The following is a 13,247-nucleotide window of genomic DNA, read 5'->3' as shown; positions in this document are numbered from 1 at the left end:
AGTCACAAACTCCATACTGCTCCTTCTATTATTATGATATAAATCGTATATTTGTATCATATTCATGATACTATGGTAAATCTCGAATGGTACCGCACCTTTAAAGCTATTTATGAAACCGGCACTTTGACCGGGGCGGCAGAAGCGCTTTTTGTTTCTCAGCCGGGGGTAAGTCTGCACCTGAGTTCTTTAGAGTCTTATGTAGGCTATAAACTTTTTGACAGAACCTCCAGAAAGATGGTTCCTACAGAAAGGGGTAAAGTGATGTATAACTTTGTACTGGAAGCCTTATTGAAATTAGAAGAAGCTGAAAAACACTTTCACCGGAGTACTGAAAAGGAAAAACCGACGCTAAGCTTGGGGATGTGTTTTGAAACCTTTCAACTGATGCTTGAACCTTATTTATCAAGTTTATCCTTTAATGTGATTGTTAAATTCGGGGATTATCCGCAAATGCTGAACGATCTGGACAACGGAATTCTCGACATGGTCATTACTCCCCATATGGATAATACCATGAAAAACATCGCCTATAAGGCATTCTCAAAAGAACGGATTGTATTGGTAGGGGGATCGAAAAATGACCTGACAGATTTTGAGCTGATGCGTCAGGACGGAAACCTGAAAGGTATGCAGGAGTGGCTGAAACATCAAACCTGGTATGGCACTTCTGGTGATATGGAACATCTGATGAGGTTCTGGCATTTCAATTTTAATAAAAGGCTGGATTTTAAACCTAATTATATTGTCCCGAATATGAGCTCTATTGTGCGCTGTATTAAAGGAATGAAAGGATTTGCAGTAGTACCAGACTTTTTATGCCGTCATGAAATACTGGATGGCAGCGTTAAGTTAGTGTGGGAAGGCAATAAAGTCATGGAAAACACCCTTCATTTCGCTATGCGGAAAAAAACAATCTATGCTGCGGAAATTAAAACGATCCAGGATATTTTTGAAAAGGAGATGGTTCCGCTGGAATATGAAATATGAACAGGGACATTTGCCCCATTTTTGAATTTATTTCCGGAATTGCAGCATAAAAACCTACCTTTGTCTCCAAGAAATCACCTTGTAAGTGATTCGGCACCATTAATTCATTAAATTCACATATAAATCATAGTTGTAGATGATTAACATTACACTTCCGGATGGCTCAGTACGTCCATATGAAAAGGGGACAAGTGCCCACCAGATTGCTTTATCAATATCTGAAGGTCTTGCCCGTAACGTTTTAGCAGCCGAAGTTAACGGCGAAGTCTGGGATTCTTCCAGACCTATTGAAAAAGATTCAGCAGTTAAATTATTAACCTGGAATGATACCGCTGGTAAAGCTACCTTCTGGCACTCTTCTGCCCACATTATGGCTGAAGCACTGGAAGCGTTATATCCGGGTACTAAATTCGGTATCGGCCCTGCTATTGAAACAGGTTTCTATTATGATGTTGATTTTGGAGATCAGGAATTTTCTTCAGATCACTTTAAAGCAATAGAAACCAAATTCATGGAACTGGCCAAACAAAAAGAAGTTTTTGTAAGGGAAAATGTTTCCAAAGCAGATGCAGTTGCCTATTTCACTGAAAAAGGTGATGAGTATAAATTAGACCTTATACAGGGACTGGAAGATGGTAAGATCACTTTTTATAAACAAGGTGAATTTACTGATTTATGCCGTGGCCCGCATCTTCCGAATACAGGATTTATCAAAGCAGTAAAGTTAACAAACGTTGCTGGTGCGTACTGGAGAGGTGATGAGACTAAAAAACAGTTAACCCGTATTTATGGTGTTACTTTCCCTAAAGCAAGTGAATTAACAGAATACCTGTTGATGATCGAGGAAGCTAAAAGACGCGACCACAGGAAATTAGGAAAAGAACTTGAACTATTTGCTTTCTCTGAGAAAGTAGGGATGGGCTTACCGTTATGGTTACCTAAAGGAGCAGCTTTGCGCGAACGTTTAGTGAACTTCTTAACCAAAGCACAGGGAAAAGCAGGATACGAACAAGTAATTACGCCGCATATCGGTCATAAAAATCTGTATGTAACTTCAGGTCACTGGGATAAATATGGTGCCGATTCTTTTCAGGGGATTAAAACACCTCAGGAAGGGGAGGAGTTCATGTTAAAACCAATGAACTGCCCGCATCACTGTGAAATATATAAAGTTAAACCACGGTCTTATAAAGACCTTCCACTGCGTTTAGCAGAATTCGGAACAGTTTACCGTTACGAGCAAAGCGGTGAGTTACATGGCTTAACAAGGGTTCGCGGGTTTACTCAGGATGATGCACACTTATTCTGTCGTCCGGACCAGGTGAAAGACGAGTTCATGAAGGTGATTGACCTGGTATTGTATGTATTTAAATCTTTAGGATTTGAAAGTTACACTGCACAGATTTCCTTAAGGGATCCGGAAAATAAGTCAAAGTATATCGGTACTGATGAAAACTGGAAACTTGCTGAAGATGCAATTATCGAAGCTTCGGCAGAGAAAGGTTTGAATACAGTAATTGAATATGGTGAAGCTGCATTTTACGGACCGAAACTGGATTTCATGGTGAAAGATGCGCTAGGTAGAAAATGGCAGTTAGGAACTATCCAGGTAGATTATAATTTACCGGAAAGATTTGAACTGGAATATACTGGCAGCGACAACCTGAAACACAGACCGGTAATGATCCATCGTGCCCCATTCGGTTCCCTGGAACGTTTTATAGCAGTTTTGATTGAACATTGTGCAGGAAATTTCCCATTATGGCTTTCTCCTGAGCAATTTATAATCCTTCCTATTTCAGAAAAGTATGAAGAATATGCCAAAAAAGTTTCAGATGAACTAAATAATTCCGATATTCGCGGTTTGATTGACTTTCGCGATGAGAAAATCGGAAGGAAAATCAGGGACGCTGAGGTGAAAAAAACTCCTTATATGCTGATTATCGGGGAAAAGGAAATGGCAGAAGGAAAATTATCAGTAAGGAAGCACGGAGAAGGAGATTTAGGAGAAATGACTATCCAGGCGTTCAGCGAATTATTAATTAAAGAAATAACAGTTTAAACAGTATATAAATTTGGCATTAGGCAGACCAGGATTTAATAGGGGACCACGTCCTCCTTTTAAGAAAAAAGAAGCAGAACATAATATTAATCAGTTTATCAGAGCCCAGGAGGTTAGATTAGCTGGCGATAATGTTGAACCGGGGATTTATCCTTTGGCAAAAGCTTTAGCCCTTGCCGATGAACTGGAGTTGGACCTGGTAGAAATATCACCAAACGCAGTTCCACCGGTTTGTAGAATAATCGATTACAGCAAGTTTGTTTACGAACAAAAGAAAAAGCAGAAAGAGATTAAGGCGAATGCTAAACAAACCATCATTAAGGAGATCCGTTTCGGACCTAACACTAATGATCATGATTTTCAGTTCAAACTGAAACATGCAGTTAGTTTCCTTGAGAATGGGGAGAAAGTTAGAGCATATGTGCATTTCAAAGGTAGGGCGATCGTTTACAAAGAGCAGGGAGAGATCTTATTGCTTAAGTTCGCACAAGCTTTGGAAGATATAGGAAAGGTTGAACTTTTACCTAAGTTAGAAGGTAAACGTATGTTCCTTACCCTTGCTCCAAAAGTTGCAAAAAAATAAATAAATTACATAAATAAGAACAGGTTATGCCAAAAATGAAAACCAATTCCAGTGCTAAAAAGCGTTTTTCGCTTACTGGAACCGGTAAAATCGCAAGAAAAAACGCATACAAAAGTCACATTTTAACAAAAATGTCTACTAAACGTAAGCGTAATTTGGGTCACACCTCAATGGTGTCAGCTGCTGATATGGGCAACGTTAAGCGTATGCTTGCTATCGGTAAATAATTAGAATTTTAAACCAGGTACCCGGTAGTAAGTTTGCTGAAATACGCAACACCGTTTATCAAAAAACAACAACACTATGCCACGTTCGGTAAACGCAGTAGCTTCGAGAAGAAGACGGAAAAAAGTCCTTAATATGGCCAAAGGCTATTGGGGATCAAGAAGTAAAGTATTCACTGTAGCAAAAAATACGGTTGAGAAAGGTTTGCAATACGCATACCGTGACCGTAAAGTTAAGAAAAGAGAATTCCGCGGTTTGTGGATTCAACGTATTAACGCTGGTGCGCGTCAATATGGAATTTCTTACTCTCAATTCATTGGTAAATTAGCGGCTAAAAACATTGGTTTAAACCGTAAGGTTTTAGCTGATTTAGCTATGAATCATCCAGAAGCTTTCAAAGCAGTAATTGATACAGTTAAATAGAAATATATAACATCAACGAAAAAGGGGGTAGCAATTTGCTACCCCTTTTTTTTGTCTTAAATTTTATATGCCGCTCCCTATTGTACAAGGATCTACGGTTTGGTTAACTGGTTGTGAACTCTCTTTTGTGACTGTCTGCCACGCAATCATTTGCAATTGGGTCGCTATTGAACCTGGTATGCCTAAACTGTTAGCAGCTTTTTCCTGTGCACCAAGGGTACGTACATCAACTCCTGTAATCTGCTGAAACAGCACAAGGCCGCTCAGGTAAGCACCATAAGTATTAGGGTGATGGTAATCAGGTTTACTGATCTGAGGATCATTCACCTTGTTCAGGCCATACCATAAAATTGGGAGATTTGAATTACCCAGATAAGGATCTGCATTGGCTATCTTTGCTGCCCACGCATTCACCCATGCCTCACCAACAGGAGCAACACCTGCAATGTTTCCATCGTGACTGGCGGCGCTGTAATAAGCGTTGTGATTCGCATTAGCCAGTGTAGTAAGGTTGGCGGTATAGTTTGCGCTGAAGCCTGAAGCATTAGGGTTTCCCCCGCTCATGGTTTCAGCAAGATCTGCCGATGGCCATGGCTCATAGAGATATACTTTGGCTGCCGATGATGCGCCGTGAACAGCTTTTTCGATGGTTTGTACACTTGAACAGAAATTAGCAGGATTACTAATATCACTATTGGTTAACGAGTAGGGAATAGGTTTTACACTGATTTCCTGCAATACTACAGCATTCCATTTTGCTTGTGCGATTACATCAGGGGCAGCCGCATAATTTTTCGCCAGACTGGTTGCGGAAATAGCCTCGATATGGACATCGTAGTTTAAGCCTGACTCATAAGCAAACTCAGCAAAAATTCCGGGAATACCTCCCCATGGCCCATTTTCCAGTTCTTGTCTTGCTCCGGTCTGGCCAAAGTTTTCATCCACAACAAGCATTGAGCCGCTGGCCGCATTTGCAAGGCCTCCAGAATTATATTGACGTACCGGCGCATATCTTCCGTGAGTAAAGCTATCTCCTACAAACAGGATTCTTTGTAGATTGGTGTTGTTAGGTGCGGCATTGGACACCGTGTTGGGCTGCATAACAGCATTGCTGTCTTTGGTACAACTGTAAGTTAATGCGGAAATACCAACCAGCATCCCTGCTATTAAAATCTGGCGCTTTTTGTTTTGTGTTTTCATGATCATGTTTCTGAATTGATCAGCTGTTTAGCTATATATTTCACAAATGAACAATACATTATCGTCAGTATTGCAACAACTCCAGACAATTGAAACAGCGATGACAAGTGGATTAAATTGACATTAATTCAGTAGCTATATCGTATTATATATTATGGAATCCACAAAAAAAGCCCCCGGATCTTATGAGTTCCGGAGGCTTGTAGAATAGGTGTGATCCTATATCTTAATCTTGTAATCTATTCTTGTACTTTATCCGCAGGTCTAGATCCTTTGTGATGGTCTTTTTTGTCTTGCATCCTGGCTTTCTTTGCTGTGCGCAGATCATCCAGTTTTTTCTTCTGATCAGCAGTTAAAACCTGGTCGATTTTAGCATCTGTTTCTTTTTTAGAAGTCATGTGCTGATCTCTCTTCGCTTTTCTGTCTGCACTGGTTTGTTTATGCCATGCTTCAGTTTGTTTGTACTTGTCAAGCTCTACTGCATAAATCTTTTGTTTCTGATCGGCAGTCAATGTGAGTTCTTTCTCCAGTTTAGCAGTACTTTTTTCTGCTCTTTGTTCCGCAGTCATTTTCTGCTTACCTGTACTTTGCGCAAACGTGGCAGTTAATCCAGCGAATACTATGGCTAATGTTAAAACGATTGTTTTCATTTGTATGTGGTTTTAAAGCATAGAGTGAAAAACAGCGAAAGGGTTTAAAAGCGATTTAGTTTTTATTCATCTGGGAGATTGACTTCTGCATCTGGGACATCATATTGGTCAGGGTTTCCATCGTTGGTTCAGGGGTTGCATCAGGCAGTGTAGAGCTGATGTAAGCCTTTGCTTTCCAGATCTCCAGTATATCTTCAGCAGGAACATTATAAGGGTCGTACAGCTTGTTATCAGAAACCAGTTTCAATTCCTTGTTCTCTTTGAAGCGGTTTCCTGCACGTTTATAAACTACTCCTTCATTTTTGCTGACGATTACATAGGTTTCACCTGTTTTTACGTCATTCCAGTTATCCATGTACTCGCCAATGATAATACTGCCTGGCTGAATGGGCAGCATAGAGTCTCCGACAATTTCAAAAGCTCTGAAAGTGCCTTGCTTTAATGACGGCAGGGGCAGCTGGAATTTAGGCAGGTCTTTGATGTATTCAGGGTCGGAAAAGCCGTTCAGGTAACCCGCACTTGCTTTTACAGGGACCATTTCTATGTTTTCATTATCACTCTGATCCACAGAGATACTCAGTATCCTTAAATTTGAACCCTGACTTTTTAATTTAGGCTTCCAGTTATCGTTGATGATTTCGTTGATAAACTCGTCCATCGTCAATTCATAATGTTCTGCTATTTTTTTTAGCAAATCATATTTGGGTTCTGCACGGTCTTCTTCGTAAGCTCCAACCAACGATCTTTTAATTCCCATCAAATCAGCAAATTGCTGTTGTGTGTGGCCTTTTTTCTTTCTTAAGTATTTGAGGTTTATGGAAATATTCGACATAAAATAAAAGATTAAAAATAATTTGTTTTTACTAAAATTGTTAGTATTATTGTACCAATAAAGTTAGTAATATTTATTCGCACTGCAAATATATATACTAATTTAATTAGTGGTAATAATTTAAACTACAAGCAATGAGAAAATTTGTCTACATCGTGACCGATAGAAACCGTACCAGTTTACATGTTGGAATGAGCGCTGATTTAATTAAGACGCTTGATTTTTATAAAAAAATGCCAAGTCTGTTCTTCGACAGCGGCCAGCAGCTTACGCGCCTGGTTTACTTTGAAGAACTTAAAACTGAATCACAGGCGCTGAACCGTTTCAAGCTGATCAGCAGATTTACCAGGATGCAGAAGGAACGTCTGGTCCGTGCCTGTAATCCGGATTGGATTGATCTGACTATCGGCCTTGACTTTGAACATATCACCATGAGCAGGCCGTTATCCACGCAGGTGAAAATACCATTGACTATTATGTCTTAATTCAAATCCTGTATGGACTGAACCGAAAGATGTTTGTGAAATAAATCCGGTAACCAATATGCAGCATAAAGATAGAAAAGAGGATGGGGTCACTGATGAAATGATCATGAACCATATCTACGTACTCAGAGGGCAGAAGGTAATGATTGATCTTGATTTAGTGAAGCTTTATCAATTAGAAAACAGCGGGGTCAGAACAATAGTTAACCGGAATACCTCCCGTTTCCCGGCAGATTTTATGTTTAAACTGAATGAGGAAGATGAACTTTCTTTAGTCAGGCAGGATAGTGAAATCAGCGCAGGCCACAGGATCATGGTTACTCCGATTGCTTTTACAGAGCAGGGGCTTGCCATGCTGGCCGGTTTAATGAAAAGTAAACGTGCTATAGCTGTAAGCATCAGGATCATTCGTATTTTCACGCTGATCAGACAAATAGTCCCTGATTTTCCTGAATTATACAGAGAAATGGAGCAATTTAAAAATAACCTGCTCCGCTCTGATACTTAAAAAGGTCAGCCAGGAAATATCCTGCTGACCTTTTTAAGTGAATTGCCGCAAATTTAAGCAGACATTCTTTGTTGATTATTTGGCTTTACCCTCATTCTTTTTCTTCTCTTCGTCCTTTTTCTTATCCTCTTCTTTTTTCTTGTCTTTCTCTTCCTGACGTTTCTTTCTTTTCAGTTCGCGTTCTTCTTTTCTCGTCAACGGTACAGTTGCTGGTGTTAACTGTTTTACAGGAGCTTCCGGAGTTTCGCTTTTAACTTCATCCGGCTTCTCTGCAGGTTTATCACCCTCTGCAGGTACAGCTACATGTAATGAATCTGTAACTACGCTATCAGTTTTAGCCGTATCTACAGCGTAAACAGGAGTGGGGCAGTTGTAATTTCTTGTAATCGGTACTGTTGCTTTCGGAAATGGCCCATAAGTGTAGCCTGTACTCTTATCATGGTAAACCTTTTCCATAAACTTAGCGAAAATAGGTAAAGCGGTACGTGACCCCTCACCAGTTTCACCATTCTTGAAGTGAGCTGAACGTTCATCACAACCCACCCAGACACCTGTTACCAGGTCTTTGGTAATTCCCATATACCAGGCATCTACATAATCTGAAGAAGTTCCTGTTTTACCACCAATCTGGTTATTCTCTTTCCAAAGATCCCATTCCCATAACGCTCTTGAAGTTCCTCCTGGTTCTTCCATACCACCTCTGAACATATAAAGCATTAACCAGGCAATCTCCTCAGAAATTACTCTTTTGGTTTTAGCCACGAAATCTTCCAGTGAATTACCATCCTGATCTGTGATTCTTTCTACTAAAATAGGGTCCGTTCTCACCCCTTTATTCAGGAATGTTCCATAAGCTCTCACCATTTCAAATACAGAAACATCATTGGGGCCTAAACTTACTGAAGGCACAGATTCCAGGTGACTGTCAATACCGCACTCATGCGCCCATTTAACTACGTTTTCCCAGCCTACTTTTTCTGTAACCTGAGCCGTAATTGTATTGATTGAACGGCCCATTGCAGCACGCAGGGAAGTTTCACGGTAACTATTCTGCCAGTTGGCATTTCTAGGCTCCCAATATTCTGTTTTACCTTTTTCTTCGTATTTGATTTTAACCGGTTTGTCAATGAAAGTATCGCAAGGGCTCATGCCGCTTTCAAAAGCAGCCAGGTAAGCAAATGGTTTAAAAGTTGAACCCGCCTGACGTTTAGATTGGTTCACATGGTCATATTTAAAGAACTTATGATCTAAACCGCCTACCCATACTTTAATTTTACCATTAAAAGGATCTAAAGTCATCATCCCGGTATTCATGATCTTTCCATAGTAACGGATAGAATCCAGCGTAGAGAAGAGCGTATCACGGTCACCTTTATAGGTGAAGATTTTCATCTTTTTCTTCTTATTGAAATAAGCAGTTACCGAATCAGGATTGTTTGGATATTTTTTCTCCAGCATCGCATAAATAGGAAGATTCTTCATCGCACGGCCAGGGTAATCCACTTTTTTCTTTTCTGAATCCTGCCATGGATCTTCTTTTCCCCAAACACTGTAAAATCTGCGCTGAACCACTTTCATTTGTTCTGCTACAGCTTCCTCCGCATATTTTTGAAGTTTAGAGTCGATGGTAGTATATATCTTAAGTCCATCTTCATAAAGATCATATCCGTTTTTATCACACCAGGCTTCCAGATATTTCGCTACTGCAGCTCTCAGGTAAGAATCACCATCACTGCCTTCGTCTTCTCTGCCTTCTTTAAGTTTAACTGGTGTATTTTTATATTGTGTAAGTTCAGCAGCGGTGATATAGCCATACTTATTCATTTGCGATAAAGAAACATTTCTTCTTTCCAATGCCCTTTCAGGATTTCTGATCGGGTTATAAGTAGTCGTTCCTTTGAGCATGCCCACTAACATAGCAGATTCAGGGATACTGAGTGAATCAGTTTGTTTATCAAAATAAACCCTCGCTGCTGTTTTTATACCGTAAGTATTGTTCCCGAATGAAACGGTGTTCAGGTACATGGTAATGATCTCGTTCTTAGAATAATTGCCTTCCAGTTTTACGGCTGTCATCCATTCTTTTAACTTAGAAACTATAGTTCTGATGACCGGGATGTGCTTGATTAAGCCTTGCGACTTGTTATACCTGGTCCGGTACATGTTTTTTGCCAGCTGCTGGGTAATGGTACTTGCACCTCTTTTATCACCAGTTGCTGTAGAAAGTCCGCTGGACAGTAAAGACCTGAAGTCAATCCCCATATGTTTGTAGAAACGAACATCCTCTGTTGCAACCAGGGCATTAATCACGCTTGGTGAGATCTGTTTAAAAATAACAGGAGTACGGTTTTCTTTGTAATATCTTCCTATTAACTTCCCGTCTGATGTGTAAAGCTCTGAACCCACACTTTGAGTAGGTAGTTTAATGTCCTTATAGGAAGGAGAGTAGCCAAACAGCCACAGAAAATTCAGTTGAAGTGCACAGAAGAAAATGATGATACAGAAAATAAATACGGAGAAATAACGCAGGTATTTATTATGGATCTCTTTAAACATATAGTATGGTCAAAAAATTAGTAAAACTTGTAAGATTGCCGGGCCTATATCCAAATCAAACCCTTTAAACGAAATGGTTGGATTCTTAAGTATATTATACTGGAAATATAGCTCAATTATGAAGGCAAAGAAAGACAATTTAAACCAAATTCAGAACTTTATAAACAAGAAATAGGTGCAGGGAGTATTTGATATGGCTTGATTTTTGGTAAATTCAAATCCCGTCTGTTCAGGCGTGATTTAAATAATACGATTCATGAGTAAAGAAACCAACCGCTTTTTAGCGCCAGCAGGTCAAAAGATAAAGTTAAAAGACTATAGTACGCATTACAATGGAGAGCTGGGGAAGAAAGTGGGTAAGGCGACACTCGCATCTATCAAGGAGAAGTTAAGCAATCATCAGGAAACATTATATGCTGAAAATTCGCATTCAGTACTGATCATTTTTCAGGCGATGGATGCCGCAGGTAAAGATAGTGCAATTTCACATGTGATGTCTGGTTTAAACCCCCAGGGCTGCCAGGTATTTAGTTTTAAAACCCCCAACTCTAATGAATATGCGCATGACTTTTTATGGAGGCATTATCTTGCGCTGCCCCAAAGAGGAAGGATTGGTATTCATAACCGGTCACATTACGAAAATGTACTGGTTTGTAAGGTCCACCCTGAGTATATATTAAATGAAAGAATTCCGGGTTATGATAACGTTAAAAAAGTTGACCAGAAGTTCTGGAAGGCGAGATATGAAAGTATCCGTAATTTCGAAAAGCAACTCACTGAAAATGGGACGGTCATTCTTAAGTTCTTTCTGTATGTTTCGCAGGAGGAACAAAAAGTGCGTTTTCTGGACAGAATTAATGATCCTTCTAAAAACTGGAAATTCTCTTCAGCGGATATTGCAGAAAGAGCGCGCTGGAAAGATTATATGGTAGCTTACGAAGATGCGATTACAGAAACATCGACTAAAAATGCGCCATGGTATATCATTCCGGCCGATAAAAAGTGGTTTGCCCGTTTGACCATCAGCCAGATCCTGGAAGAAACTTTCAAAGGAATGAAACTTAAATATCCTGTATTACCAGCTGAGGAAATGGAGAAATTAGAAGGATACAAGAAAAATTTAATGGGAGAAGATTAAAAGTTTATAAAGTTATCGCAAGTCCCATTAGTTATTAAGGGATGGGCTTACGATAACTCTGGTTATAAATCAGATTATAATCCGATAATTGTATATTGCGTTAAAGTCCTCGGATCGATATTTTCAATAGGGATACTATTAAACCATACCCTTATGCCATAGGTGTCAAGGACATAATCATCATGAATAGCATAAGCCAATTTCTTATTATCGCCAGATTGAAATAAATAAGTAATTTTGCTATTAGGATCTGTGAATTTTTTCATTTCACCCTCCTTCAAACCAAGAAATTGTACATTAACAGTTTTGCTTGATCCTAAATAAAATTCAGCTGGATTAGCAGTAATTTTCATTTTATAATAATCTCCTTTATTTCCTTTAAATCTATTTGCGATCTCCATAAATCTCTGATTATCACCTATTTGGATATATCCGTCATTAGGAGTAGTCGATTCAAACATGATCAGGTCACCAAAACGGGTTACTAAGTACATACATACAGAAGCAAGTTGGTTATTTATTCGTATTTTTCTTATTTCGATCTTTGGTTCTTGAAACATCCTAACATCCATTTGTCCTAAATGATGTTTTTGAAGGCCTTGCTTGAAATTTTCTTCTAAAATATAATCTGTTATTGGAGATAATCCGTTATCATTTATACCAATTAATTTATGAGTTGATAAGTCATTCAAAGAAGCCATCCAACTTGACAGGTTAATGTCTACATCCTCAACTTTTTTTGGCACTGTAAAATTTCCGAAAGTTTTTGAGCCTCCAACTGTTTTTACTGACATGGCAAAATCACTTATTTCCTTCGATATCGATGTAGAACCATTACTCTTTTTTCCAAAGCCGAAATCTCCGGATATTTTACCTTCAGCATCTTTGCCAGCTTTAAATCCGTAAGATGCATTGATAGAATTATCCATATCAGTTTCTTTAGTTGCATCGGAAGTTGACTTTTCATACACACCACTATAGACTGCATCAGTTTTTCCTCCGGTTAAAAAATCTGTTAATATAAAATATCCATAGGTGTCTGCAAATTCTCCCATTGGATTATTATAAATTTGATTTAAAAATGTTTTGTCCAAATATTTTGTTGCGATCTGACCCTTTACATTTGTTGTATTTAAGAAAGAATATGATACCCCTTTTATTTTTACTGACAACTCACCAAAAATTCTTTTATTTTCATTCACAACTATTGATGAAAAAACTTCATCCATGCTACGTGTTTATACCAGTTGAATTATGTACCAGGATTCCGGTTGAAAAGTGTACCAGTTAGCGAGGCTCAAATGTAAGATATTAAGTTCAATACTGGCAGCACATTGCTGCTCAGCTTAGTAGTTTTTTCTTTTAGGTATTGGCCGATATCTCAACTGCTTTGTTAACGTTTTTGGATCCCATCATGCTCTTAGTTTCTTTCATCCGATAGGATTTTCCATTCATATTTACCAGGAAAGATTTGTGGGTAAGCCTATCCAGTAGTGCTGCTGTTAACACTGTGTCCATACCGAAGATCTCATGCCATTTATCGAAGGATTTATTAGAAGTAATGATCGTGGATTTGATGCCGGTTCTTAAGGAGA

At 39.0% G+C, this 13,247-nt stretch carries 14 protein-coding genes; 8 read left to right on the top strand and 6 right to left on the bottom strand.

Translation table 11 applies throughout. The features are described from left to right. Nucleotides 1-72: 72 nt before the first annotated feature. The 5 genes from LY11_RS24195 (at nucleotide 73) to rplT (ending at nucleotide 4,283) form a co-directional block, all read left to right on the top strand. The gene (locus LY11_RS24195) at nucleotides 73-990 is read left to right on the top strand and encodes a LysR family transcriptional regulator (protein ID WP_111636180.1); all 918 of its coding nucleotides are present in this window, start codon (nucleotides 73-75) and stop codon (nucleotides 988-990) included. Nucleotides 991-1,126: 136 nt separating this feature from the next. Beyond that, nucleotides 1,127-3,052: a threonine--tRNA ligase gene (gene thrS, locus LY11_RS24190; RefSeq protein WP_111636179.1), complete on the top strand. Its 1,926-nt coding sequence runs from the start codon at nucleotides 1,127-1,129 to the stop codon at nucleotides 3,050-3,052. 13 nt (nucleotides 3,053-3,065) lie between these two features. Next, nucleotides 3,066-3,635 carry a translation initiation factor IF-3 gene (gene infC / locus LY11_RS24185; RefSeq protein ID WP_051759761.1) on the top strand — a complete coding sequence of 190 codons (570 nt, stop codon included), beginning with the start codon at nucleotides 3,066-3,068 and terminating at the stop codon, nucleotides 3,633-3,635. Nucleotides 3,636-3,661: 26 nt separating this feature from the next. Further along, nucleotides 3,662-3,862: a 50S ribosomal protein L35 gene (gene rpmI / locus LY11_RS24180; RefSeq protein WP_041887185.1), complete on the top strand. Its 201-nt coding sequence runs from the start codon at nucleotides 3,662-3,664 to the stop codon at nucleotides 3,860-3,862. A 76-nt stretch (nucleotides 3,863-3,938) separates the two neighbouring features. Continuing rightward, nucleotides 3,939-4,283, top strand: a complete 345-nt coding sequence (gene rplT / locus LY11_RS24175; protein WP_068400926.1) for a 50S ribosomal protein L20 — start codon at nucleotides 3,939-3,941, stop codon at nucleotides 4,281-4,283. A gap of 63 nt (nucleotides 4,284-4,346) precedes the next feature. Here rplT and LY11_RS24170 read toward each other — a convergent pair whose 3' ends face one another. The 3 genes from LY11_RS24170 to LY11_RS24160 form a co-directional block, all read right to left on the bottom strand. Continuing rightward, complete coding sequence (locus tag LY11_RS24170; protein WP_146610912.1) at nucleotides 4,347-5,483, bottom strand: hypothetical protein; 1,137 nt, start codon at nucleotides 5,481-5,483, stop codon at nucleotides 4,347-4,349. Between the two features lie 239 nt (nucleotides 5,484-5,722). After that, nucleotides 5,723-6,133 carry a hypothetical protein gene (locus LY11_RS24165; protein ID WP_111636177.1) on the bottom strand — a complete coding sequence of 137 codons (411 nt, stop codon included), beginning with the start codon at nucleotides 6,131-6,133 and terminating at the stop codon, nucleotides 5,723-5,725. Nucleotides 6,134-6,188: 55 nt separating this feature from the next. Beyond that, a complete protein-coding gene (locus LY11_RS24160; RefSeq protein ID WP_111636176.1) occupies nucleotides 6,189-6,965 on the bottom strand; it encodes an XRE family transcriptional regulator in 777 nt (258 codons plus the stop codon). 134 nt (nucleotides 6,966-7,099) lie between these two features. Between LY11_RS24160 and LY11_RS24155 the strand changes: the two genes are divergently transcribed. After that, nucleotides 7,100-7,450, top strand: coding sequence for a GIY-YIG nuclease family protein (locus LY11_RS24155; RefSeq protein ID WP_111636175.1), 351 nt, complete (start codon nucleotides 7,100-7,102; stop codon nucleotides 7,448-7,450). 58 nt (nucleotides 7,451-7,508) lie between these two features. Continuing rightward, nucleotides 7,509-7,958: an ORF6N domain-containing protein gene (locus LY11_RS24150; protein WP_111636174.1), complete on the top strand. Its 450-nt coding sequence runs from the start codon at nucleotides 7,509-7,511 to the stop codon at nucleotides 7,956-7,958. A gap of 75 nt (nucleotides 7,959-8,033) precedes the next feature. Here the strand turns inward: LY11_RS24150 and LY11_RS24145 are convergent, their stop codons facing one another. Then, on the bottom strand, nucleotides 8,034-10,514 hold the full coding sequence (locus tag LY11_RS24145; protein WP_111636173.1) for a transglycosylase domain-containing protein: 2,481 nt from the start codon (nucleotides 10,512-10,514) through the stop codon (nucleotides 8,034-8,036). A gap of 256 nt (nucleotides 10,515-10,770) precedes the next feature. On the opposite strand from LY11_RS24145, the gene LY11_RS24140 reads away from it, so the two are divergent. Continuing rightward, nucleotides 10,771-11,652, top strand: coding sequence for a polyphosphate kinase 2 family protein (locus tag LY11_RS24140; RefSeq protein ID WP_111636172.1), 882 nt, complete (start codon nucleotides 10,771-10,773; stop codon nucleotides 11,650-11,652). Nucleotides 11,653-11,726: 74 nt separating this feature from the next. Here the strand turns inward: LY11_RS24140 and LY11_RS24135 are convergent, their stop codons facing one another. Next, complete coding sequence (locus tag LY11_RS24135) at nucleotides 11,727-12,881, bottom strand: hypothetical protein (protein WP_111636171.1); 1,155 nt, start codon at nucleotides 12,879-12,881, stop codon at nucleotides 11,727-11,729. A 133-nt stretch (nucleotides 12,882-13,014) separates the two neighbouring features. Further along, nucleotides 13,015-13,247 (bottom strand): ATP-binding protein (locus LY11_RS24130; RefSeq protein ID WP_170132766.1); only part of this gene is annotated, 233 nt, incomplete at its 5' end.

This window comes from Pedobacter cryoconitis (genome assembly GCF_003259615.1).
GTDB classification, from domain to species: domain Bacteria; phylum Bacteroidota; class Bacteroidia; order Sphingobacteriales; family Sphingobacteriaceae; genus Pedobacter; species Pedobacter cryoconitis.
Note: the sequence above shows the minus strand (reverse complement) of the source record. Positions and strands in the feature narration are given on the sequence as shown.

Excerpts from the sequence above, each read along its gene's own strand:
- rpmI (WP_041887185.1), top strand. The coding sequence starts at position 3,662 with ATGCCAAAAATGAAAACCAATTCCAGTGCTAAAAAGCGTTTTTCGCTT.
- thrS (WP_111636179.1), top strand. The coding sequence starts at position 1,127 with ATGATTAACATTACACTTCCGGATGGCTCAGTACGTCCATATGAAAAG.
- LY11_RS24165 (WP_111636177.1), bottom strand. The coding sequence starts at position 6,133 with ATGAAAACAATCGTTTTAACATTAGCCATAGTATTCGCTGGATTAACT.
- LY11_RS24170 (WP_146610912.1), bottom strand. The coding sequence starts at position 5,483 with ATGAAAACACAAAACAAAAAGCGCCAGATTTTAATAGCAGGGATGCTG.
- LY11_RS24195 (WP_111636180.1), top strand. The coding sequence starts at position 73 with ATGGTAAATCTCGAATGGTACCGCACCTTTAAAGCTATTTATGAAACC.
- LY11_RS24160 (WP_111636176.1), bottom strand. The coding sequence starts at position 6,965 with ATGTCGAATATTTCCATAAACCTCAAATACTTAAGAAAGAAAAAAGGC.
- LY11_RS24145 (WP_111636173.1), bottom strand. The coding sequence starts at position 10,514 with ATGTTTAAAGAGATCCATAATAAATACCTGCGTTATTTCTCCGTATTT.
- rplT (WP_068400926.1), top strand. The coding sequence starts at position 3,939 with ATGCCACGTTCGGTAAACGCAGTAGCTTCGAGAAGAAGACGGAAAAAA.
- LY11_RS24135 (WP_111636171.1), bottom strand. The coding sequence starts at position 12,881 with ATGGATGAAGTTTTTTCATCAATAGTTGTGAATGAAAATAAAAGAATT.
- LY11_RS24155 (WP_111636175.1), top strand. The coding sequence starts at position 7,100 with ATGAGAAAATTTGTCTACATCGTGACCGATAGAAACCGTACCAGTTTA.
- LY11_RS24140 (WP_111636172.1), top strand. The coding sequence starts at position 10,771 with ATGAGTAAAGAAACCAACCGCTTTTTAGCGCCAGCAGGTCAAAAGATA.
- LY11_RS24150 (WP_111636174.1), top strand. The coding sequence starts at position 7,509 with ATGCAGCATAAAGATAGAAAAGAGGATGGGGTCACTGATGAAATGATC.